22 protein-coding genes and 1 other annotated feature are annotated in these 22,458 nt (G+C 37.7%); of the genes, 12 read left to right on the top strand and 10 right to left on the bottom strand.

Going from position 1 to position 22,458, the window contains the following annotated elements:
- Positions 1-9: 9 nt before the first annotated feature.
- From IGJ44_RS14450 to mvk, 5 genes are all read right to left on the bottom strand, one after another.
- On the bottom strand, positions 10-1,932 hold the full coding sequence (locus IGJ44_RS14450) for a heavy metal translocating P-type ATPase (RefSeq protein ID WP_060791521.1): 1,923 nt from the start codon (positions 1,930-1,932) through the stop codon (positions 10-12).
- Positions 1,933-2,225: 293 nt separating this feature from the next.
- Positions 2,226-3,266: a type 2 isopentenyl-diphosphate Delta-isomerase gene (gene fni, locus IGJ44_RS14445; RefSeq protein WP_060791520.1), complete on the bottom strand. Its 1,041-nt coding sequence runs from the start codon at positions 3,264-3,266 to the stop codon at positions 2,226-2,228.
- Positions 3,263-4,345: a phosphomevalonate kinase gene (locus tag IGJ44_RS14440; protein WP_016609860.1), complete on the bottom strand. Its 1,083-nt coding sequence runs from the start codon at positions 4,343-4,345 to the stop codon at positions 3,263-3,265. The genes fni and IGJ44_RS14440 overlap by 4 nt, the downstream gene beginning before the upstream one ends.
- Positions 4,346-4,381: 36 nt before the next feature.
- Positions 4,382-5,380, bottom strand: coding sequence for a diphosphomevalonate decarboxylase (mvaD, locus tag IGJ44_RS14435; RefSeq protein WP_060791519.1), 999 nt, complete (start codon positions 5,378-5,380; stop codon positions 4,382-4,384).
- The gene (gene mvk / locus IGJ44_RS14430; protein ID WP_015510390.1) at positions 5,373-6,305 is read right to left on the bottom strand and encodes a mevalonate kinase; all 933 of its coding nucleotides are present in this window, start codon (positions 6,303-6,305) and stop codon (positions 5,373-5,375) included. Before mvk ends, mvaD begins: the two co-directional genes overlap by 8 nt.
- A gap of 305 nt (positions 6,306-6,610) precedes the next feature.
- On the opposite strand from mvk, the gene IGJ44_RS14425 reads away from it, so the two are divergent.
- Positions 6,611-7,255 carry a deoxynucleoside kinase gene (locus tag IGJ44_RS14425; RefSeq protein ID WP_010749130.1) on the top strand — a complete coding sequence of 215 codons (645 nt, stop codon included), beginning with the start codon at positions 6,611-6,613 and terminating at the stop codon, positions 7,253-7,255.
- An 89-nt stretch (positions 7,256-7,344) separates the two neighbouring features.
- Positions 7,345-8,250, top strand: coding sequence for a magnesium transporter CorA family protein (locus tag IGJ44_RS14420; RefSeq protein ID WP_060791518.1), 906 nt, complete (start codon positions 7,345-7,347; stop codon positions 8,248-8,250).
- On the opposite strand, the gene IGJ44_RS14415 is transcribed toward IGJ44_RS14420, so the two are convergent.
- Complete coding sequence (locus tag IGJ44_RS14415) at positions 8,247-8,882, bottom strand: pentapeptide repeat-containing protein (RefSeq protein WP_167827398.1); 636 nt, start codon at positions 8,880-8,882, stop codon at positions 8,247-8,249. The two genes, IGJ44_RS14420 and IGJ44_RS14415, sit on opposite strands and share 4 nt — an antisense overlap.
- Before the next feature lie 350 nt (positions 8,883-9,232).
- On the opposite strand from IGJ44_RS14415, the gene nox reads away from it, so the two are divergent.
- The 4 genes from nox to rplT all read left to right on the top strand — a co-directional run bounded on the left by nox (position 9,233) and on the right by rplT (position 12,048).
- On the top strand, positions 9,233-10,567 hold the full coding sequence (gene nox / locus IGJ44_RS14410; protein WP_005228102.1) for a H2O-forming NADH oxidase: 1,335 nt from the start codon (positions 9,233-9,235) through the stop codon (positions 10,565-10,567).
- Between the two features lie 98 nt (positions 10,568-10,665).
- Positions 10,666-10,789, top strand: a sequence feature (ribosomal protein L20 leader region).
- 47 nt (positions 10,790-10,836) lie between these two features.
- Complete coding sequence (infC, locus tag IGJ44_RS14405; RefSeq protein WP_005228103.1) at positions 10,837-11,358, top strand: translation initiation factor IF-3; 522 nt, start codon at positions 10,837-10,839, stop codon at positions 11,356-11,358.
- Positions 11,359-11,418: 60 nt separating this feature from the next.
- Entirely contained in the window at positions 11,419-11,619 is a 201-nt protein-coding gene (gene rpmI, locus IGJ44_RS14400) for a 50S ribosomal protein L35 (protein WP_003128650.1), read from the top strand.
- A 63-nt stretch (positions 11,620-11,682) separates the two neighbouring features.
- Positions 11,683-12,048 (top strand): 50S ribosomal protein L20, encoded by a 366-nt coding sequence (rplT, locus tag IGJ44_RS14395; protein WP_005233807.1) that lies wholly within the window; start codon positions 11,683-11,685, stop codon positions 12,046-12,048.
- Between the two features lie 60 nt (positions 12,049-12,108).
- Here the strand turns inward: rplT and IGJ44_RS14390 are convergent, their stop codons facing one another.
- Positions 12,109-13,275, bottom strand: coding sequence for a site-specific integrase (locus IGJ44_RS14390; RefSeq protein ID WP_155853301.1), 1,167 nt, complete (start codon positions 13,273-13,275; stop codon positions 12,109-12,111).
- A gap of 231 nt (positions 13,276-13,506) precedes the next feature.
- Here IGJ44_RS14390 and IGJ44_RS14385 point away from each other — a divergent pair, with 231 nt between their 5' ends.
- Positions 13,507-14,892 (top strand): hypothetical protein, encoded by a 1,386-nt coding sequence (locus IGJ44_RS14385; protein ID WP_155853302.1) that lies wholly within the window; start codon positions 13,507-13,509, stop codon positions 14,890-14,892.
- 231 nt (positions 14,893-15,123) lie between these two features.
- A complete protein-coding gene (locus IGJ44_RS14380) occupies positions 15,124-15,699 on the top strand; it encodes a site-specific integrase (RefSeq protein ID WP_270787938.1) in 576 nt (191 codons plus the stop codon).
- Positions 15,700-15,713: 14 nt separating this feature from the next.
- Here the strand turns inward: IGJ44_RS14380 and IGJ44_RS14375 are convergent, their stop codons facing one another.
- The 3 genes from IGJ44_RS14375 to IGJ44_RS14365 form a co-directional block, all read right to left on the bottom strand.
- Positions 15,714-16,625, bottom strand: a complete 912-nt coding sequence (locus IGJ44_RS14375) for a hypothetical protein (RefSeq protein WP_270787939.1) — start codon at positions 16,623-16,625, stop codon at positions 15,714-15,716.
- A gap of 607 nt (positions 16,626-17,232) precedes the next feature.
- Positions 17,233-17,856: a hypothetical protein gene (locus IGJ44_RS14370; RefSeq protein ID WP_270787940.1), complete on the bottom strand. Its 624-nt coding sequence runs from the start codon at positions 17,854-17,856 to the stop codon at positions 17,233-17,235.
- A 133-nt stretch (positions 17,857-17,989) separates the two neighbouring features.
- Entirely contained in the window at positions 17,990-18,529 is a 540-nt protein-coding gene (locus tag IGJ44_RS14365; RefSeq protein ID WP_270787941.1) for a hypothetical protein, read from the bottom strand.
- Between the two features lie 341 nt (positions 18,530-18,870).
- On the opposite strand from IGJ44_RS14365, the gene IGJ44_RS14360 reads away from it, so the two are divergent.
- The 4 genes from IGJ44_RS14360 to IGJ44_RS14345 all read left to right on the top strand — a co-directional run bounded on the left by IGJ44_RS14360 (position 18,871) and on the right by IGJ44_RS14345 (position 22,137).
- A complete protein-coding gene (locus IGJ44_RS14360) occupies positions 18,871-19,440 on the top strand; it encodes a recombinase family protein (protein WP_270787942.1) in 570 nt (189 codons plus the stop codon).
- A gap of 217 nt (positions 19,441-19,657) precedes the next feature.
- Positions 19,658-19,876 (top strand): histidine kinase, encoded by a 219-nt coding sequence (locus IGJ44_RS14355; protein WP_270787943.1) that lies wholly within the window; start codon positions 19,658-19,660, stop codon positions 19,874-19,876.
- Positions 19,877-20,140, top strand: a complete 264-nt coding sequence (locus IGJ44_RS14350; protein WP_430605875.1) for a hypothetical protein — start codon at positions 19,877-19,879, stop codon at positions 20,138-20,140.
- Positions 20,137-22,137 (top strand): LPXTG cell wall anchor domain-containing protein, encoded by a 2,001-nt coding sequence (locus tag IGJ44_RS14345; protein ID WP_430605874.1) that lies wholly within the window; start codon positions 20,137-20,139, stop codon positions 22,135-22,137. The genes IGJ44_RS14350 and IGJ44_RS14345 overlap by 4 nt, the downstream gene beginning before the upstream one ends.
- Positions 22,138-22,458 lie beyond the last annotated feature (321 nt).

Here is a 22,458-nt window from a genome sequence, read left to right as displayed (position 1 = left end):
AAGTAGTGATCACGTATGCAAAGACTGTTGATACAAAACGCAATCATCACAATCTTTGCGAGTTGGTTTGGCTTGCTGGGGTGTTTCTTTGTGTAATGGCAAAAGCATACGCAACCCGTTTAAGATGACTAAGATCGTGCTTCCTTCATGACCCACGACCCCTAGAGGCAGCGTGAGAAATTCAAGGAAGTTTGAAGCAATCAGCAACAAGATGACACTGATAGAAAAGACGATGTTTTGTTTGATGATCCGCTGTAATTTTTTAGCCAAACGGTGACTGTCGACCAAGCGCAGCAAATCATTTTTCATCAAGACGATGTCCGCCACATCCATTGCGACGTCAGTTCCTTCGCCCATCGCGATTCCTACACTTGCGGTCGCTAAGGCGGGGGCATCATTGATCCCATCACCGACCATCGCATTGATTTTGTAGGTTTCTTTCATTTCTTTGATCCGAGTGGTTTTCTCATCAGGCAGGCAATCACTTTCGTAGTCAGACAAGCCGATTTCTGCTGCGATCACTTTAGCAGTACCTAAATGATCACCCGTCAGCATCGTCGTGTGAATCCCCTGCTCATTGAAGTAGGCAAGACTCTCACGAGCTTCAGGACGGGGCTGATCCAATAGCGCTAAATACCCTGCTAACACACGGTCACGATTGATATAAATCAAGGTTTTTCCAGCTGCTTTCAATTCGTGGATGCGAGTTTGCTCATTGGCAGCAACAGATGTTAGATCGACTTCTTTTCCAATCGTCCAATGGGCAGCTTGGTAAGTGGCGGCTAGACCGACCCCCGCTTGTTCTTCCACGGCTAATTCCAATGGCTTTTCATCGTGAAAATACGCCAAGATCGCTTCAGCCAATGGGTGATTTGATTGTTTTTCCATCCCGACGATCAGTTGGGGAATAAAGGGTTCATCCAGCAACAGATGGACATCAGTGACAGCAGGTTTGCCACGAGTCAGCGTTCCGGTTTTGTCAAAAGCGATCGCTTTGACATTGGCAAAGGCATCCAAGGCTTGTCCGCCTTTGCATAAAACGCCCAAACGAGCAGCGTGAGAAATGGCTGCTAAGGTCGCAGGAGTAGCAGAGGCGACTAAGGCACAAGGAGATGCCACCACCAGTAAGACCATGCCGCGATAAAAGCTTTCTTGGAACCCCCAATTCGTGAAAAACGTACACAAAACGATCATTAGCGGGACGGCGATCAAGACGATCGGCACATAGATCCGTTCGATTTTTTCAATCAGGGTCGCCGTTTGACTTGGCATTTGCTGTGCTTCTTCCACCAATTGAATGATTTTTGCAAAGCGGGTGTTTTCACTCGTTTGGGTAACTTCAATGTACAATGGCTGACCGAGGTTGATGGTTCCGCCAAATACTTCACTGCCCAAACGTTTCTCGACAGGAATGGATTCGCCACTGATGGCCGCCTCATCAACGCTGCTGTTTCCTTGGATCACGATACCGTCGATCGGGATCGCACTGCCTTTTGCCACCATAATCGTATCTTTTAACTGAAGGGCTTCCACTGGTACTTCGACGAGCTCTCCACTTTCAATCATTTTTAAGGCAGTCGTTGGTTGCAGTGCCATTAATGAACTAATTTCTCGCGTACTTTTGTTGGTCGTATATTCCTCAAGGGCACCGCTCAAACAAAAGATAAAGGTCAACATCGCCCCTTCAAACCAATGACCAATGATACAGGCACCAATGGCGGCTAATGCCATCAATAGATCGACGTTTAACCGTTTGTCGTGCACCAATTCTTGCGTGCCTTCCCAGGTTTGTTTCCAACCACCAGCAAGAATCGCTAACAGATAAGGGACAAAGCTATAAGGAATGGAAAAAGATGCCATAAGAAAGCCAGTTGCCATCAATAGCAAACAAGCGATCGTTGAAAAAACAGCCGACGATTCTGATTTACTCATAAGAAACGCCTCCTTTTGAATGTAGTCTAGGAATGAAAAACCGATCCTTTTCTCAAGAAATAATCGATTGTTCCTCCCTCAACTTGAGCATAGCACATTCGAAAACAAGATGGTAAAAAAACAACGTACCTGATAATGAAAGTGATTATCAAGTAGCGATTAAATAACGCTACTATCCAAATGATAAATGGAAACTTACTATTATAGAAAAAAGAACACAAAAAAAGCAGCACAATAAAAAACGAATTGTACTGCTTTTACTTATTTGATGTGGTAGTCAGCGATTGGATCTCTCAACGCAAACTATACTTTGCTAAGGGAATTTGACGTGCTTCACACCACTCTTTGACAGCGCCAGAAAAAATCAGCTGAACCTTGGTGAGGTCTTTAGTGCTTGTCTGTCCTGCCATTGTGTAGAGCAGCTGCAGCTGTTCCTTCCATGATTGTAAGGTGGCGATGGTTTCTTCTTTGCCTTTTGACAAAAGCAGCACGAGGATCGTGGCGGATAGTCCTACGCTATCCGCACCAAGGCAAAGTGCTTTGAAGATATCGTAAGCATCCCGAACGCCGCCTGAAGCGATGCGGGTAAAGGGCTGTTGGATCTCATTTGCTTCCAGCAAGGAAATCACGGTGGATTGGCCGAAGGTATCAAGATACGCCAATTCACGTTTTTTTCGACGAGCATTTTCGATTTGCGTAAAACTTGTGCCGCCGCTACCAGCAACATCAATCGTTTGTACGCCGATCGCCAGTAACTGCTGGATCGTTTCACGGGACATCCCAAAGCCGACTTCTTTGATGACAACCGGAACGGCAACGGAAGCAATCGTTTTTTCCAATAAGGACAGCCATTGGCTAAATTGACGATCGCCTTCGGGCATCACTAATTCTTGTGGTGCATTAAGATGGATCTGCAAGGCGTCGGCGCCAAACAGTTCTACTGCCCGTTGTGCATTTTCAACGGGACTGCCCGCACCAATATTGGCTAATAAGAAGCCGTCAGGATTGGCTTTGCGGACGATGCGGAAAGAATCGGCGACACTTGGGTCTTTTAAGGCAGCCGAAACGGAGCCGGTTGCCATCATCAAATCACAGGCTTGCGCGATCTCTGCTAACTCTTGATTGATTTTTAAGGTTTTTTCACTGCCGCCTGTCATGGCATTGATGAAAAAAGGGCTGGAAAATGAGCGGTCAAAGACAGTCGTCGTAATTGCCACATCAGCCACGTCAATTTGCGGAAAGGACTGGTGGACCAAGCGAACTGCATCAAAATCGTTGCTGTGTTCTTTATGAAACGCTTTTGCTAAGGAAACATGTTCATCTTTTCGATTCATGATAGGTCCTCCCGGTAATGGTAAACATGCAGCGGCAATGGGGTGATCTCGGCTTTTTCCCACGCACTCATCAATGGTAAAATACCGGTTTTCTGGTCAACGATCACGATGCCGCAATCGCCACCGCCGGCACCAGAAGATTTGGCTGCGCCACAATAATTTTCTGCTAGATCACAAAGCTTTTTAAGTGCGGGGGTTTCAATCGGTACACCAGTTAGTGCAGACAACTCTCGCAGGAGCTTTCGATTTTCCGTGATCATTTTTTTGATCGTGCGACTGTCTTCATTTAAGAAGCCGTCGATCAATCGATTGACGCAGTCTTTGCTGGCTGCTAAAAAGGCAGCATAGGCGTTTTCTTTTTCTTCTTTGGATTGATAGACTTGATCCACTAAATCAGAGGTGGAGGCAGGAGAGCCTGTCCAGCCAATCAGCAGTCGAAGAGATTTCGGAACCGTCAAGGGACGGATCGATAATCCTGGCCAATCGAAAGCGATCAATTCTGTTAAGGTATGGTCTTTTTGTTTGGCTAAGACCCAGTCGTGATCGAAGGTTGAAAAAGCGATCCAGCCGCCATAGCAAGAGGCCGCAATATCACCGCACGACCCATTGCCTTGAACAGCGAGATGGGCAAGAGCCGCAATTTTGAATTGGGTCAACCGATCCATTTCCATTTGATAGTACAGATTCAATGCTTTGACCGTGGCAACAGTCACGGCACCGCTGGAACCGAGGCCATATTTGCGACCATTCGAGTTATCCAGTTCACTGGTCACTTTTAAATCGTAAAAGGAAAGGGGGATGCCTTTTTCTTGGGCATATTTTTCCGTCAGACGAATGGCTGCCAAAATATAGTGGAACGGGTTATCCCGGTGGTCTAAGACTAATTCGCCTTTGCGACGCGTCCAGCGAATCGGCAGGTCGCTGTATTGGGCAGACTGGATGCTGCCGTTTTTACGGGCCTCTTCAACAGTGACCGTGATAAATTGGTCAACGGCAACGATGATTGCAGGATGACCAGGTTCGACAACGGCGTATTCACCAGCAATAAATAGTTTTCCAGGAACGGATAGTTCAATCATTTCGACACTCCTAATCGATGGCTTCTTAATGGCTTCTTAGTTGATAGGGGAAGATTCTTCCACCGGTAAAAAGGCTAATCCTTTGCCCGCATGAGCAGTTACTAATTGTTCTGAGGCAAAGTGAGCACTTAATTCACGTAAAATCGTTTGTTCTTCTTGTTTTTGGCATAAAACTTTGACATTGGGACCAGCATCCATCGTGAAATAGCAAGCCAATCCTTTTTTTCGCAGCATTCGGACACATTCCATGGCTCGCAAAGATTCAGAAGACCAATAAGTAAAAGGTGGTTCGGCGGCTAAGGTCGTTCCATGCATTTTCAAGGCGTTGGCCTCGGTCGTTTCACCTAAAGCAGTAAAGTCTTTTTCGGCAATCGCTTGTTTCATTTTCACGAGATCGCTCGCAGTGGCAGAAAGCCAGCCTGGATAAAAGCTAGAGGTTTCAACGGTTCGACGCATCCCCTCACGACTGGAAACTTCTTTGGCTTGTGCGTTGATCAAAATAAAGATCATACTCAATTCTTCTTCCCAGCCATTCGACGGCACTTGGGTGGCAAAAGAAGTCTCATCGGTGCCTTGATGCCATTCAGCAAAGCCACCGTAGATACTCCGACAAGCCGAACCAGAACCGCGACGGGCCAAACGGGATAGCTCTTGCTCCGACAAGTTTAAGTCCAGTGCTTCACTACAGGCACCCGCCAATGCCGCTAATCCGCTGGCAGAAGAGGCAAGTCCAGCAGCGGTTGGGACGAAGTTTTGACTTTCCACCGTGGCATACCACGGGCAGTCCGCTTTTTTTCGTACCAGATCCAAAAAGTCCGCAACTTTTTTTGTGGCAGCGTCTGTTTGCACCACGCCATCCAATGTAAAGCGATCTTGCGTAAAATCGGGTGAAAAAGCCACCGTTGTTTCTGTGTAAAAAGCATCGAGGGTCAGGGACAAACTATTGTTCATCGGTAAAATGAAGGTTTCGTCTTGTTTTCCCCAATACTTGATCAATGCGATATTCGTGTAGGCACGAGCCTTTCCCTTATACATGCTCATAAACTCCTAATCCTTGTATCCATGCCGCACGAGCGCCATCGGACAATAAAATACGGCTGATATTTTCAGCCTGTTCCTTCGTTTTGGTTAGTGCGATCATACAGCCGCCTCGGCCCCCGCCGGTCAGCTTCGCCCCATAAGCCCCGTGTGCCAATGCTGAGGAAACCAACTGATCCAGTTGCTGATTGCTGACCCCTAACTGCTGCAGTGCCTGATGGGCATTGTTCATGCTTTCGCCTAATATTTCTAATTGATTGGCTATGATGGCCTCTTTGGCTCTTTTGGTTTCGATCCCTAAACGCTGGATCGCTTGACTGGCCAGCTGCTTGCTGGTTTCAAAAAGATGGGCGACACTTTTGACAGCTTCTCTCGTTTGCCCTTTGATACCAGTATCAGCGACGAGCAAATAACCGTCGATCGTGAGGGGAAACGAAGTGATGGGATGTCCTTTGATAAAGTAAATGGCATCCGTCCCGCTAGCTGCTGCAGCATCGATCCCGCTAGGATTGCCGTGAGCGATTTTTTCAGAAAAGTTGACATAGGTCATCAATTCTTCTTTTGTAAAATCTTTTTTGATCCAATCAAAAAAAGCGCGAGTCAGTGCAACAGCGACCGCCGCGCTAGAACCCATTCCCCGTTCAGAAGGGATGGTGCTGACGATGGAGGTTGCAAAAGGACCCGTGTGGAAATCTTGTTGCAGACGATGCAGCAAGTCTTTGACATTTTTTAAGTGGCTGGGGACTTCTTCAAGTAGACCGTGATAGTAACTTGAAATCAAGGTGTTTGTTTCATTTGCTGTGATCTCGACTTGTACTTTTGCTCCCGCAAAAGGGAAAGCAATTGCTGGTTCACCGTAAACAACTGAATGTTCACCCATTAAGATGATTTTTCCTGTAGCTATGCCAGTACCAATTGACATTATTTTCCTCATTTCTCTAGGGAGCTTACCCCACATGATTCATTTATCGTTTGTCAGTCAATTGTAACTATCTCCTGACAAAAACACAATTTAATTAAAGATCCTTTCCTATTTTACTAGAAGAAGGCTCTTTCGTTAAGCATTCCGTATGAGATTTCAAAAAAAAGCAAAAATCTTTAAACTTTTATTGAAAAACTTCTTGATCTGTGCTTCAAAAGTTTCAGTTGACGGCACAAGATATAGTATTGTATAGTTGATATCGCAAGTGCAAAATACAATATTTAGTGATGAGTGAGTTGGGGGATATGAGCGTGATCGTATTAGCAGGAACGATTGGTGCCGGTAAATCAAGTTTGACCGCATTGATCGCCAATCATTTTGGCAGCCAAGCCTTTTATGAATCGATCGATGACAATGAAGTGTTACCATTATTTTATGCAGATCCAAATAAATATGCGTTTTTACTGCAAATCTATTTCTTAAATAAACGATTTGAAAGTATCAAGCAAGCTATGAAAGACGACAATAACGTCTTGGACCGTTCCATTTATGAGGATTCACTGTTGTTCCATTTAAATGCGGACCTTGGGCGAGCAACCGATACCGAGGTCAAAGTCTATGATGAATTGTTAGCCAATATGTTGGAAGAGCTGCCGTATGCAGCCCACAAAAAGCATCCAGATCTTTTGGTGCATATTCGCGTTTCTTTTGAAACGATGCTAGAGCGTATTGAAAAACGTGGGCGGGAATATGAGCAGTTGACCTTTGATCCTTCGTTATACGACTACTACAAAGAGTTGAACAAACGCTACGATCAATGGTACGAAGAATACAATGAGAGTCCAAAGATCCAGATCGATGGCGATCAATTCAATTTTGTCGAAGACCCGCAAGCGGCACAGGCCGTTTTAACAATGGTGGAAGATGCTTTGAAAGACGCCCGCAAATAGCAATAGCCGATACAGCCAGAAAAGTCCTTTGATTGGGCTTCTGGCTGTTTTCTTTTATAATAGAAGAAAGCAAGAGTGGAGGATGGACTGTGGAAAACAAACATGTCTTTTATGATGGAAACTATGAATGGATTCAAGTCGACCAGCAAGACGCAAAAAGCGTGATGGCACTACAAAAACAATATCATCTGTCGGATGAGATGCTTACGTATTCTCTAGATAAAAACGAACGCGCACGAGTCGAATACGATGCCGAAGAAGAAGCATTGCTGCTGGTTTTCAACGTACCTCAGCAAGAAAAGCGAGACAATCATTTTGAGACCAGCCCAATGACGTTTATTTTAAAAAAGAAGCAGATCTTTACTTTTGCCTCCCATGATACCCGCTATGTGATTCCGATGATGGAGCGCTTGATCCTGCAAAAGCCGCAGCAAACACCGCTGCACTTTTTGTTTCAAAGCTTATTCTTGATTTCAGGCACGTTTTTTCCGCTAGTCGAAGAAGTCAATAGTGAACGGATTCGCTTGAATCAGCGACTACGGGAAAAAACCACCAATAAAAACCTGCTGCAAATGTCCGATTTGGAAGTCGGTTTAGTCTTTTTAGTGTCTGCCACGAAACAAAATGCGGTCCTCTTGGAGCAGATCAAAGCGTTATCCATTTATCGCTTGATGGATGATGACGAGCGGGAACAGCTGGATGATGCCCTGATCGAAGCCAAACAGGCAGTGGAAATGACGTTGCTGGCTTTTCAAATTTTAGAGCAACTATCTGGAACCTACAATAATCTGTTAAACAATAACTTGAATGATACCATGAAGTTTTTGACCGTTTGGTCCCTCTTGTTGACTGTGCCTTCCATCGTCACCAGTTTCTTTGGCATGAATGTTCCACTGCCTTTTACCAATAGTATTTTCGGTTGGGGGATTGCCTTATTGATCAGTTTAGTGTTATCCATCTGGATGTTGATTGCTTTATGGCGCAGAATTCGTTAATCGATCACCAAACCTAGACCGGCGGCGATGACCAAGGCTTGTTCTTGATCGACTGTTAGCCCCCGCAATTGTTCAAAGGACAACGCGATCTTTTGAAATTGATTGATCCGAAAATCTAAAGTTGCTAATTTTGTGTGAAACCAGTTGCTATTGTTCAACTGGTTTTCTTGTAGCGTCAAGTGTTTCCAATCCATTTCATAAAACTCACTGTCGTTTAGTTGGCACTGACGAAACAGCATCGTCCGTAAATTGGTGTTGCTAAAAGAAGCAAAGTTTGCCACGCAATCTTCAAAGGTGCAGTCACGGAAATAGCTTTCCGCAAAATTGGTGCCAGTCAATTTGCACTGTTTAAAGTGAACCCGATGAAAGCTGGCGCCAAAACATTCCAGATTAGAAAAATCGCAATTCTCAAAAAGAACGTTTTGGCATTCCCATTGACTCAAGCGTGTTTTTTGCATCGTCACTTTCTTGAAATGACATTGCTTCAAGATGAGATTTTTGCAAGCATCATAGCTATAGTCACCGCCTTCGAAGAAAGCACCTTCGAAAAGCAGTTCTTCTTCTAAATAAAAATCCTGTGGCTCTAATGCCGACAATAAGGGCGGTAGTGGCAATACGATTTTTTTCTTCATCAAGATCCCATCCTATCTGTTTTTCTCTTCAGTATAACACGGCGAATCGCTGCCGCAATAGGTACGAAAAAGCAGTAGAATATTGTGAAATTTATTCAATCGGTTTGCAGAATGCTTTTATAACAAGGAAAATTCTTAGGTTTAAATACATAATTTCTCACAATCTTTTTGCTTGCAAGACGAAAATAATTTTGATATAGAAACTTAACCCGCTGAAAGTGACGTATATCAACGAAAAACTGTCATAAATTTTTAAAATCGCGAAAAAGTTGATAGTTTTCAAATTCACAAGCAAGCTATAATGACAATGTAAACAAAATGACAATGTAAACAAAAGGAGGAAATTTTCCATGACAAAAACAGTTATTATCGGTGCAAACCACGCGGGGATTGCTGCTGCCAATACACTATTAGATAACTACAAAGACCAAGAGGTCGTAATGATCGACCGTAATACAAACTTAAGCTACCTAGGTTGTGGGACTGCTTTATGGGTTGGACGTCAAATCGATTCATACGAAGGCTTGTTCTATACAAAACGTGAAGATTTTGAAGCAAAAGGTGCAAAAATCCATATGGAAACAGTGGTTGACCATATCGATTTTGAGAAAAAAGAAGTGCACGCTGTAACCAATGACGGTGAAACGATCGTTGAATCTTATGATAAAGTTGTCATCGCAACTGGTTCTGTACCGATTTCACCAAAAGTACCTGGACGTGACTTGAAAAACATCCATTTCTTGAAAAAATTCCAAGATGGACAAACGGTTGATAAAGAGTTAGCCTCAGAAGACGTGAAAAACGTTGCCGTTATCGGTGCTGGTTACATCGGTGTTGAAATTGCGGAAGCAGCAAAACGCCGTGGTAAAAATGTGTTGCTTTTTGATGCAGCGACACGGGCATTGCCAAACTACTACGACAAATGGTTCACAGAAGATATGGACAAAAACTTAGCTGACAATGGCATTGAATTGCATTTCGGTGAATTAGCACGTGAATACAAAGGAACAGAGAAAGTAGAAGCAGTTGTAACAGACAACGGCGAATACCCAGTTGATCTAGTGATCAACGCGATCGGTTTCTTACCAAACAACGAGCTAGGCAAAGATCATTTGGAATTGTTTGCTAACGGCGCGTACTTAGTGGACCGCCATCAACGGACAAGCGATGCAGATGTTTACGCAGTCGGTGACTGTGCAACGGTGTACTCAAATGCTTTGCAGCAAACAACGTATATCGCATTAGCAACGAATGCCGTACGTTCAGGGATCGTCGCTGCCCATAATATCGGCGGAACGTCTCTAGAATCAACAGGTGTTCAAGGATCAAACGGGATTTCGATCTTCGGCTACAACATGGTTTCAACTGGCTTGTCAGTCGAAGCTGCCGAACGTAATGGCATGAAAGTGAAATACTCTGATTACGAAGATACCCAAAAACCAGGCTTCATGAAAGAAAATGCGACAGTTAAGATCCGCATCGTCTATGAAGAAGAAACACGCCGTATCGTTGGTGCACAAATGGCGTCACGTACATCTGAAATCGCAATGGGCATCCACATGTTCTCACTAGCGATCGAAGAAGGCGTAACGATCGACAAGATGAAGCTATTAGATATCTTCTTCTTGCCTCACTTCAACCAACCATACAACTACATCACGATGGCTGCATTGAAAGCAGAATAAGAAACGCGAAAGTCGGAGCGTATGCTCCGGCTTTTTTTGAAACAATCATGAAAACTGTTGACAATAAAAGAAAAAAGCAGTATACTATAAAAGTTGAGAAATAAAAGCAGAAGCACCCGCTTCTCGCCTGAGTGAAGATATCGCTGGGCAGAATAGGATTCCTACCATTTATTTGTGTGGAGTACGTGCGGGTTCGTGAAGAACTCGTTTTTTTATTGTCTGATTTCGAATCGACAAGCTTTTCTTTCTCTCAAAAAACTCGGAGGTGAATGACCATAGCAAAGGATATGATGGTAAACGACGGCATTCGTGCACGTGAATTGCGTTTGATTGATCAAAACGGCGAACAACTTGGTGTAAAGAGTAAAGCTGAAGCATTGCAAATTGCAGAACGAGCAAACCTTGATGTGGTATTGGTGGCACCAAATGCTAAGCCGCCAGTAGCAAGAATTATGGATTACGGGAAATTCCGCTTTGAGCAACAGAAAAAAGACCGTGAAGCTCGTAAGAAACAAAAAGTAATCAACATTAAAGAGGTTCGTTTAAGTCCAACGATCGACGTCAATGATTTCAACACAAAATTGCGTAATGCACGTAAATTCCTTGAAAAAGGGGACAAAGTGAAAGCTTCGATCCGTTTCAAAGGCCGTGCCATTACCCATAAAGAAATTGGTCAGAAAGTGTTAGATCGTTTGGCGGAAGAAACTGCTGATTTGGCAACTGTTGAGCAAAAGCCAAAAATGGATGGCCGCAGTATGTTCTTAGTATTAGCACCAAAAAACGATAAATAATGACTCACTGAGTTTCAGTTTAAAGTCAGATAACGAAAGATTTTGAGGAGGAAATTAGTTATGCCAAAACAAAAAACACACCGCGGATTAGCAAAACGCGTAAAACGCACTGGCGGCGGCGGATTGAAACGCTTCCGTGCCTTTACCAGTCACCGTTTCCACGGCAAAACAAAAAAACAACGTCGTCAATTGCGTAAAGCTTCAATGGTTTCAGCTGGCGATTACAAACGTATCCGTCAACAACTAGCACGCATGAAATAATTGCGTAACCCAAGCTTCACGTATACAAACAATTATCGATTTTCATATTAGGAGGAATTATACATGGCACGTGTTAAAGGTGGAACAGTAACTCGTAAACGTCGTAAAAAAGTGCTTAAATTAGCAAAAGGTTACTACGGTTCTAAACACACTCTATTTAAAACAGCAAAAGAACAAGTAATGAATTCATACAACTACGCATACCGCGATCGTCGTCAAAAGAAACGCGACTTCCGCAAATTGTGGATCGCTCGTATCAACGCAGCGGCTCGTATGAATGGCTTAAGCTACTCAAAATTGATGCACGGCTTGAAATTAGCTGAAATCGACATCAACCGCAAAATGTTAGCTGACTTGGCTGTAAACGATGCAACAGCATTTACTGCATTAGCTGACCAAAGTCGCCAAGCCCTAGAAAACAACAAATAAAGGGGTATTCAATACCCGTGAACCCACTCTAACCAGTGGGTTTTTTTGTTATTTTTAAAATTAATCTAGGTTCATAAACTCTGTTAGCTTATCAACTGTTTGTTCTCTTTGTTTATCACTTAAATGTGTATATACGTTCAGTGTAGTTTTAACATTAGAATGACCTAAACGTTCTTGTGCTTCCTTTAGATTTATTCCTGATAAATATAGTAAACTTGCGTGGGTATGTCTAAAACCATGAATCGTAATAGTTTTCAGGTCTTTTCCAGTCTTCTTTTTATAATGTCTGGCAATAGTTTGTAGCCATTCTTTTGGTATATTTGGTTCTAAAAAACTATTTTTATGGTTAGGAAATAGTAATTGTTTGGGGTTATAGAAAGTTAAGTTTAGTTTTTCTTTTTGTAATTCTTTCCATGTCTGTAAATGATTCAATGTTTGATTATCCAGAAATATTTTCCTGAAACTTGCTTTAGTTTTCGGTGGATGAATTAGGAATCTGCCATTTTCACCCTTTGTTAATGTTTTTGATACATGCAAGTATTTTTCTTCAAAATTAATATCATTCCAAGTTAGTGATAAAGCTTCCCCACGTCTGATACCTGAAAAAGCCAACAAATGAAAAAATATGAACCTTTGATGTTCAAAATTCTTCTTAGTAAAGTTTAGAAATTCTAATAACTCATCTTTTGAGTAAAAGTTATCAAATTCTTTATATTGATTTAAATCTATATTATTCTGGGGTAATTGAACAAATTCCATTGGATTTTTAAAAATTAATTCTAAATAATTGGCATGATTCATAACAGCGTTGAAATAATAAATATAACGTTTGAATCTTTTAGGGTGGATTTTATACCACTTATTAACTATTTCCTGACAATAAACTGTCGTAATATTTTGTACTTCTATTTCTTGAAAATACGGTAAAATATTATTTTTAAAGATACTAAGTGTTCCTGCATACGTGCTTTCTTTAACAATTCCTCTATATTTCTTTAGCCATAGTGTATAAACATCGTTAAATGTTTTGTATTTTCTAGGTAAATATTGTTCGGTTGCAACCAATAGACTCAATTCTGCTAAAGCTAAACTAGCTTCCTCCTTTGTTTCAAATCCCCTCCTAGTGGTTTTTTGTTTCTTTCCAGTTTTAGGATTAATACCTACATAGTAATCAAACATGTAATTGATTGTGCCATCTTGCTTTTTGTATGGTTTGATTTGTGCCATAAAAATTCTCCTTTTCATGGCATAGGATAAAGTTGAGAATATTATACGATATCAACTAAAAAAATTCGATAGGTATTTGTAGTGTTTATGTTAGTTTAAGCTATCCAATAGTGATTATAGAAGTCCAAATAAGTTTTATCACAATACTTAGTCACTTTGATTTGTAGAAATAAATACGGTTTCATGATATGATGAATAAGAACGTTTGTTTGTTTTTTTGAGGGGTGTAGAATGGGTAAGAAATTATTAATTGATAAAAGTAAACGTAATTTGCTGATATTTAGTGATTTTATGAAATATGAAGAACCAGCGTTATATAAAATTTTATTAGAAAATAAAAAAATTGATGAAGATACTGCTGAGAAATTAGATATTAGTCAAAAAATTAAGCAAAATCTTCCTGCATGGTTAAATTTTTCAAGTCAAGAGTGGATTTCCGACAAGAGTAACCCTATACTTACAACGGATGAATCTGGGAATAAACACTGTAAATTATGTAATCAACCTATAAAGTTTCAATACAAAATAAAAAATCAAAAAAATGATATTGAAATATTTATCGGCGGGAATTGTGTAAATAATTTCAAACAACTTGATTCTATGGTAAAAATAATCAAAACTGAAGAAGAATATAAAAGATACAATAAGTTGCTGAAATATAATTCGAATATCTTTGATATTTTAATGGCAGATTCTAAGTATTTGCAAAAAACAGCAATCATTCTTCCAAAAGGATATTATGATAGCTTTGATAAAATTCAGACAAAAATTAATAAGATGTTAAAGAGCTATATAAGAAAAGGAAAAAAACTAAAAAAGTCGGAATTAGATAAAGCACTGTTGGTTTATAATTATGAGCTAAATAATTTAATCGACTTTATTAAAAAACATGAGCAAATCACTGATTATGTAACAAGGAAAACAGCCAATGAAATAGAAGAAAAACAAAAGGATGAGTATAGGAATATTATAAATGAAGTAATGGAAAATAATGGTAAACTATCTCCATCTACTTCTGTAAAAATTAAAGTTGAGAGTCATCTGCAGAGAATGAAATATCATGTAAACAATCAGCTTCCATCGGAAGTTGAATTAGTTGGGATTTTTTTTGGAACCTATATTCTAGCTATACAAAGATTTAATGATAAATATAGCTTTAAAGTGGATTCTTCACTATTATTAGAAAATTTTTTCGAAAAAAAATTAAAGCAATTTGATGCTATTTTTCTAGAAAACCTTAGTAAATTTGATGTCCATGATGTGGTTACAAGAGAAAAACTAGCTATACTATCTGAAAGCTTCGTTGTATCTGATAATTCATTTAGGATAAAAGAAATTGACTATCGAAAGATTGCCAATAAATATGATAGTGATTTAACTAGAAAAGAGTTTAACGAAGTAATCAACAGAATATCACTTGTTTTAGATAGATATACTATTTTTGAAAAAAAAGGAGATACCCATTTATATATCTATAAAAATAGTATTTTAGAGGATTATGGAAAAGAATTTTTATTTAGTCAACTTGGTAGCACAAAGAAAAAAATTGTCAAAGCTTATGAAATTAAAATGGAAATAAAAGAACTTTATGATTGGGTAATCAGTAGACTGAATTGATAATAATCGTATACCACTTAGAAAATACTAAGTGGTGTTTTTATGTTCTACAAATTTGCAACCTCCAGATTATGATGCTATAAAGGACCTTAGCAGGGATACTTTTATAATTTCTATCCATCACGATTCCTATTCTATCAATAGTTAAAATATGTATTTTGTAGATATGGATAGTGTTAGCATATATGAGAGATAAAGTATCCATAAATCATTCATTATGGGGGGAGGAATATGTCACAAGGAAATATTAATGTCAAACCTATTAAATCTAGGGAGGTATTGATAAATTTTTCAAACGAACTGTTGAGAAACAAACATGGACAAAGAGATTATACAATATTTATGTTTGGAGTTTTTACTGGACTAAGAATTTCAGATATATTGAATCTGAAGGTGGAAGATGTAAAAGGGAAATTAAAAGCGAATATTATTGAACAAAAAACTGGAAAGAAGAGAACGCTTAATTTAATGCAATTAACGAATCAAATTATTAAATATCTGGATGAGGAACACGATAGAGAAAGCGAGTGGTTATTTCCATCTCCTAGGGATAATACGAAACATTTAGCTACACATCAATTCTATAAGATTATGCAAAAAACGGCTAATTTCCTTGATTTAGACTATATAGGAACTCATACATTGAGAAAAACTTTTGGTTATACCTATTATCAAAAAACAAAGGATTTAACGGCATTGATGAAAATTTTAAACCATAGTAGCCAGAGTGTAACTCTAAGATACATAGGAATTGAAGAAGAAGAGCTTCAATCAAGCTTGGATGAGTTTAATCCGTTTCAACAATAAATATAAAAGCACAATCAACTAAGACTGTGCTTCTTTTTTGCATTCTTTTTCGCAATGGTATTATATTGTTTTCTATTCTCAGTGCTTTTTTTATATAAATTATTTAATTCTTCATAATTATCTATGTCATTTGAAAAAATAATTTTTTTAGTGGTCTTGAAAAAGTTAGTTAAATAGAAAAGTAGTTCAAAAAGACTATTTATTTTAATCAAATGCCATTGTTGTTCTTTTTTTATATAGTAATAGAAACTATCTTTGCTTTGTATATAAATTAAAATATCATCTCGGATAAATTCAGTATTATTTTTCACTCGATAAATACTAAAATCTTTCAATTTTTCTTTGACTAGAGGTAAATGTTGCATATCAGGAATTGCAATAATATCTATAGCATCTAAAGAATGAGTGTGAGGAAATTGATTCTTATCAAAAGCACTAGAGAATTGAATAGGTATCTCAATATGATGATGATTTATAAATTTTGAAAACAATTCTTTGTTTTCATTAGATAAGCATTGATTAAACAATTGGAAAGCTTGTGGCTTCTGACTGAAATTTTTATGATTATAGATATTTCTTACAGAACTATAAAAAGAAGCAGTCACTTGTTTTTGTGGATTCGTAGCTATCGAAAGTTTATTGGTTCTAAATCCTAACACTAACATTTTTTGTAAGGCATCAGCTTGCAAGTCCAGATGATTTAAATTGTCTAAAACGAACTTCTTAGAATAATAGAAGTGCTTAGATAACTTCTTTTTAGAAATCCATTTATGCTTCTCTAACGTGCTTAAACGAGCTTCTAAGCTGATTCTGTTGCATTGTAGTATTTTTTCTAAGGTGGATTCATAAATCCCATTAGATGCTATAATTAGGTGTAATAATTCATCACTATCAATCGCTCTTTTGTTGACAATATATTTTTTCAAATTCACTCCCTCCAATAATTTTTATACATATTTTTTCAGTAATTTTCATTCTCAAAAGTATCCATTTTTGCATAGCTAAGGAAAGTTGAAACAATCCAATTTTATGACCCTAACATAGTAGGGAATCCCTTGTTCAAATTTTAGAAAATTTCTTAAGTAGCTGCTGTTTTGAAAAATTCATGGAGGTTTCCATTAAAAATTTTAAAAATTTCATCAAAAATCACCGAGTTTTCAAAAAGTTATCACGAAAGTTATCTAAAAGTTATCATCCATAAAATTGAAAAAGCACTTTATGTAGGGTCGATGTAGGGATAATGTAAGGTATGAAAATTGCTGATGTAGGGATAATGTAGGGGCAGAAAATTGAGAGAAAAAATCGAGAAATTTCTCTCAAGTATCCATCTCGTAATTATCCATTTTCAATTTACTCCTATCCATATTATATCATCGTAAAACTGATGATGGAAATTTGAATAACATAGTTAGAATTGTTGACAAAGAAAATGGTGAAATGAGAGGAAGGTATTTGATTTGGGGACAAGAAAGACGAACAAATAATTCATACCCCTATACACATTATTTGCTCGTCTTAGCTTATTAATAGACTTTACTCATTTATTATTCTAACTTGAATGTTATAGGTAGTTTTTCCACCATGAACATTTGTATAAGTAATTTTAATATGATTTATTGCATTAACCTTCATCCTAGCACCTTCACTCAATTTATAATAACCATTACCGTAAGATACCTCACTAAATCTATAACTAACACCGTTTATGTCAATAGTGGTGCTTCTATTTTGGTTGTTTCCAAAACCTTTGTCTATGGCTTCCTGTTTAACGCCAACGTTATTGTCTGAAATAGCATCTATCAATACATAACCATCTTCTATAATAGGCATACTAACACTACTCAATTTCTTCAAATTAATTGTTCTCATACCTGTATTATCAGGTGTCCAAATATCTGGACCGGCATATACGTTTTGAAACCAAACACCTATATAACCTTTAACTTCAAATGAATTATGAAATTTCCCTACACAGTTACCTTCACTACCATCTAATAAATTAGTATCTTCACCAACTTGTTCAAAACTATCACAGTAAATATTTGCCAAACTTGGCTTAAGAGTATCTTTAAATAATAGGTAACTTATGAAAACAAAAATACCAAATATTACGATTGCTACAACTACAAATAGTCCTTGTGAACTCCCATCTGACATTATTAACCTCCTTTCTCTGTACAAAAAAAATGTGTTGATTATTTTATTGCTATTTATAAAAATTGACCGACATGATGATTTTGGAGTTTGTATAGCATAACGGCTCTTTACTAGCCAAAAAAAATTTAATAATTTATATTTTGGTTGCTGAGGAGTTGATACTATAAGTTTCAGGTCTAATAGACTCATATTCATGAGCATTTAATATGCCAATAAAATCAAATTGATGTACTTCGTTTGGCTTTAATTTTATTGTTTTTTCTAATTCGGTTGCATAAATTGAATTAATATCAGTTGTATCTATATCTCCGATAAATAAACCTTTACCCTCAGCTGAAAATTTTACTTTATATGATAATTCCTTGTCTGTTAGATTTTTGATTGTCACATTGATATTCTCTGATAGCCTCGGGAAAGTAGGGCTATCAAAATCCAATTTGTTAAAATTGAAATTCAAGTCGCTGATTTCAATGGATATTTCAGAATTTATTATGGGATTGTCAGTTGCCGTATTTATCAAATTATTTTCAGCTTGCTCTAAACCATCCTTGAAAATCCCTGATAAACTAGGACTCATAATGTCCCTAAACAGTAAATAACTCAAGAATACAAAAATACCGAATATTACGATTGCTACAACTACAAATAGTCCTTGTGAGCTTCCATTTGTCATTAAAAATACCTCCTTTTTGTTATTTTAATCACTTCTTTATTATATCAAATCTGAGTTTTTTTACAAATTTCCAGTGTATAGAAATGCTGTATATAAGTTGATAAATAAGCAATTAGTGCTTTGTTTAAGGGGATATAATAGAAAAGTAAAGGTATGATTCATTTTATAGACAAACGTTATATTTGATGAGATAATATAGTTACCTTGACGAAAACCATTTATAATGACCTCTAAATCTTTAAATGTTTTTCGATTGCCCTAACTTTCCCAACAGTTAGGGTATTTTCGTATATAAAGTAGCTAATTTGAACTAAACTAAGAACAAAAAAGGAGGGATATATATGAATAATAGAATTATCGGCTATATTCGAACGTCAACAAATAGACAAGAACTTGGATTGGAAGTCCAAAAGAAAGCGATAGAAAAGTTTTCACCGTCCATTATTTATGCAGAACAAATATCTGGAAGAAAAGAGAATCGAAGTGAATTTCAAAAAGCTCTAGATAGTTTGGATGAAGGAGATACGTTACTTGTCTATAATTTATCGAGATTGAGCAGGTCATCAAGACAATTAGTTAATTTAATGTCGGAATTGAACGAAAGAGGCGTTTATTTAAAAAGTATTCAGGAAAATGTAGATACTAAAACTGCTCAAGGTAGATTATTTTATACAATGTTGGCTGCTATTGCAGAATTTGAAGCGGAAAATATCAGTATTCGAACGAAGGAAGCATTGGCGAATTCAGAGAAACAATTAGGGAGACCACCTATTAAAAATAACGTAAAAAAGAGAATTATTAAATTGTATGATAAAAAAGAGCTATCACTAAATGAAATTGCTATGAAATGTAATGTTAGCGTGAAAACTGTTTATAATGTAGCGAAAAATGAGGGTCTATCGAGAAAATAATCCTTGATTAATTATTAAACTGAAGGTAACATATAAGAGGGAAGCAAGATTATGACCGGTAATAAATCAAGGTTTTTTACCGATGAACAGATAAAAAAATAACGAACAGGCAAAGGCTGTCTTATCAATGATTTGAAGTTGATAAAGCAGGCTTTTTTTGTCATGGCAAAAACCTTGATTTATTACCTTATACAAATTTATTAAAAGGACTGATTTTGTGGCTTTAAAAGATGGGATAAAAATAATTATTCAAGATGTAGTAGAACCTGAGCCAGAAAAAGAGGGGTGTTTAACAAAAATAGGAAGTTTTATTATTGCAATGGTTGTAATCATTGGGTTTTTGATTTTGCTCTTTAAATTTTTTATGAATCACTTGTTATTATTCTTTATATTGGTAGTAGGATTTGTTTATGTTGTGACAAAATTTGGAAAGTAAATGATAAAAACGAATCAGTTGGCAATAAAGAAATATGTAATTAACAAAGTGAAGAGAACTTACGTAAAAGCACATGTAACAATTCCTAAAAAAGTGATTAATGGAATGGCTAATGCGTTATACAAAGAATTTCAAGAACTATCAGAGAATGAACAAAGTAATCTTTTATTCAGTGATGAATTGTTGCTTATTTTAACCCAAAAGCATGTGGAGCGAATGGAGCAAGAATTTCAGATAATTAATTTTGAAGGAGAAGAAGAATGAATCGAATGCAAAAAAGAAAGAAAAAGATACAAAGCAAGGTGTTCAGAAAATCGGCAGTTGTAGCTACTTTGGCAACTGTTCTGATTGCACCAACCGTCTTAGCGGCTACAAATGGGTTAAATGAATTGGATGGAGATAAAATCGTTCAATATGCCAATGAATCAGCTAATTTCACATGGAATGATAATACTGATAAATGGAATCATGGTAATTTAATGGATGCTAAAACTGTAACTATTGGTAATGCTAAAATTGGTATTTATTCCCAACAAGATGGTGTTTTAACAGTTGCAGCAGGAGAAGCACAGTATGGAAATGACTATATGTCAGCTCCCATGGCAACTATTCCTGTCGTTGCAGGAACTACACAATACGCAACAATCGATTTATCTGATACTGGTTCAGGTGATATCTTATCAGGCACAGTAACCGTTGCAGTTACTTTTTCAGAGGGAGAAGACCCTACACCAACACCAGATAAACCACAAGCACCAAGTAATATTACATTTAATAATACAGGTAATTTTGTTACTGCTTGGGTAGGAGCAAATACTTCAACATCTGTCTACGATGCAAGCGGTAACCGTATAGATGACGGGGCTATGTATATGGAAACTGAAGGTCAGGCATCGTTTGACTTGGTTCGAAAATTAGCTAAAGGTGAACAAATCTATGCAGTATCTATTAACCCTGATACACAAGTAGAGTCTGAAAAAACATGGACTACATTTATGCCTGTAACTGCTAAAACTGCAGTAACTATTATGGGAATGGATAGAGATAGTGGAGAAACACTATGGTCTACTGTTCAAGAACTAGACGCAGATACTATGCATACACTAACTGCTGATACAGTTGAAGGATATGAGTTAGTATCACCTGCAAGTGAAGAGGTTTATGTAACTGGTGACTCCATGACACATGTATTTTATTATGTGAAAAAGGAAGTATCACCAGAGGCAAAAACAGGCACCATTCGTATGAATTATGTTGATTTGGAAAACAATCCAATTGCAGATTCAACATTACATGAAGCAACATTAGGTGAAGAAGTTTCCATTAATGCAAAGGATATCGAAGGCTATATGTTACTAGGAGATTCAACTTGGACAATTACCCTTGAAGAAGAAGGAGTTTCTGATTACTACTTTGTTTATGCTAAAAATGAAGAACAATCAGTGGAAGTTACCCCTGCTTCAGATGTTCAATTTGTTGAAGAATCTAACGGTAGTAAAATTTCAGCTAAAGTTGAGCAAACTTTATTCTTTGTTATAGTAAAAGATGGGGAAATTTTAGCTCAAAAACAAGCTGTGTCAAATGAACGAGCAACAATTGTTGATTTAACAGTAGATTTATCGAGAGAAATCGCTGAAGGGGATTCTGTTGAGTATTACACAATGGACTCTGAGGGGAACAAATCGTCAACTGAAACTTTGACTCGTGAAGTTATCGACACGGATACGGACACGGATACAGACACGGATACGGATACAGATACGGATACAGATACGGATACAGATACGGATACAGATACGGATACAGATACAGACACGGATACTGATACTGATACTGATACAGATACGGATACAGACACAGACACGGATACGGATACAGACACGGATACGGATACAGACACGGATACGGATACAGACACTGATACGGATACAGACACGGATACAGACACTGATACCGATACCGATACCGATACCGATACCGATACCGATACCGATACCGATACGGACACCGATACCGATACAGAAACTGATACTGAAACCGATACTGATACTGATACCGACACGGATGCCGATACCGATAAAGATACAAATGCTAATACTGATAAAGGTTCTGAATCAGAAAAAGAATCTTCTAAAGATAAGAATACTAATAAAGATAAAACATTGCCAAAAACTGGGTCAGAAATAATGAATAGTGCATTAATGACAAGTGCCGGATTAGCAATTGTTTTGAGTGCATTCGTTCTTTATAGAAAAAAATAAAAAAGGGTAGTGGAAAATAATATTTTTTCTTTATAGCTTAATTTAAAAAGGAAGGCTGGAATAAGCCTTCTTTTTTTGTTTGCAAAGTTTTTAATACAGGAGTCCTAGATACCACATAATAATAAAAAATATATTTGACCAAATTTATCTCAAAATATTAGATAAAAACCACTTAAAAAATGACCCTTAAAAAAGCCTTATTTATCAAGGGTTTTATGATTGTTGACAGGAATACAAGATTACTGTTATATCAACGATTTTTACGTCTATTTTCGAAAAAACACCTCTCAGATTAAGCGAAACTTTTTTTATGGGGAATTA

It is taken from the genome of Enterococcus sp. DIV1368d, assembly GCF_050542975.1.
Classification (GTDB): Bacteria; Bacillota; Bacilli; order Lactobacillales; family Enterococcaceae; genus Enterococcus_D; species Enterococcus_D casseliflavus.
This window is presented reverse-complemented; position numbering and strand designations above follow the sequence as displayed.

Coding starts and splice junctions, on each gene's coding strand:
- IGJ44_RS14450 (WP_060791521.1), bottom strand. CDS start 1,932: ATGAGTAAATCAGAATCGTCGGCTGTTTTTTCAACGATCGCTTGTTTG.
- fni (WP_060791520.1), bottom strand. CDS start 3,266: ATGAATCGAAAAGATGAACATGTTTCCTTAGCAAAAGCGTTTCATAAA.
- IGJ44_RS14440 (WP_016609860.1), bottom strand. CDS start 4,345: ATGATTGAACTATCCGTTCCTGGAAAACTATTTATTGCTGGTGAATAC.
- mvaD (WP_060791519.1), bottom strand. CDS start 5,380: ATGTATAAGGGAAAGGCTCGTGCCTACACGAATATCGCATTGATCAAG.
- mvk (WP_015510390.1), bottom strand. CDS start 6,305: ATGTCAATTGGTACTGGCATAGCTACAGGAAAAATCATCTTAATGGGT.
- IGJ44_RS14425 (WP_010749130.1), top strand. CDS start 6,611: ATGAGCGTGATCGTATTAGCAGGAACGATTGGTGCCGGTAAATCAAGT.
- IGJ44_RS14415 (WP_167827398.1), bottom strand. CDS start 8,882: ATGAAGAAAAAAATCGTATTGCCACTACCGCCCTTATTGTCGGCATTA.
- nox (WP_005228102.1), top strand. CDS start 9,233: ATGACAAAAACAGTTATTATCGGTGCAAACCACGCGGGGATTGCTGCT.
- infC (WP_005228103.1), top strand. CDS start 10,837: ATGACCATAGCAAAGGATATGATGGTAAACGACGGCATTCGTGCACGT.
- rpmI (WP_003128650.1), top strand. CDS start 11,419: ATGCCAAAACAAAAAACACACCGCGGATTAGCAAAACGCGTAAAACGC.
- rplT (WP_005233807.1), top strand. CDS start 11,683: ATGGCACGTGTTAAAGGTGGAACAGTAACTCGTAAACGTCGTAAAAAA.
- IGJ44_RS14390 (WP_155853301.1), bottom strand. CDS start 13,275: ATGGCACAAATCAAACCATACAAAAAGCAAGATGGCACAATCAATTAC.
- IGJ44_RS14385 (WP_155853302.1), top strand. CDS start 13,507: ATGGGTAAGAAATTATTAATTGATAAAAGTAAACGTAATTTGCTGATA.
- IGJ44_RS14380 (WP_270787938.1), top strand. CDS start 15,124: ATGTCACAAGGAAATATTAATGTCAAACCTATTAAATCTAGGGAGGTA.
- IGJ44_RS14370 (WP_270787940.1), bottom strand. CDS start 17,856: ATGTCAGATGGGAGTTCACAAGGACTATTTGTAGTTGTAGCAATCGTA.
- IGJ44_RS14365 (WP_270787941.1), bottom strand. CDS start 18,529: ATGACAAATGGAAGCTCACAAGGACTATTTGTAGTTGTAGCAATCGTA.
- IGJ44_RS14360 (WP_270787942.1), top strand. CDS start 18,871: ATGAATAATAGAATTATCGGCTATATTCGAACGTCAACAAATAGACAA.
- IGJ44_RS14350 (WP_430605875.1), top strand. CDS start 19,877: ATGATAAAAACGAATCAGTTGGCAATAAAGAAATATGTAATTAACAAA.
- IGJ44_RS14345 (WP_430605874.1), top strand. CDS start 20,137: ATGAATCGAATGCAAAAAAGAAAGAAAAAGATACAAAGCAAGGTGTTC.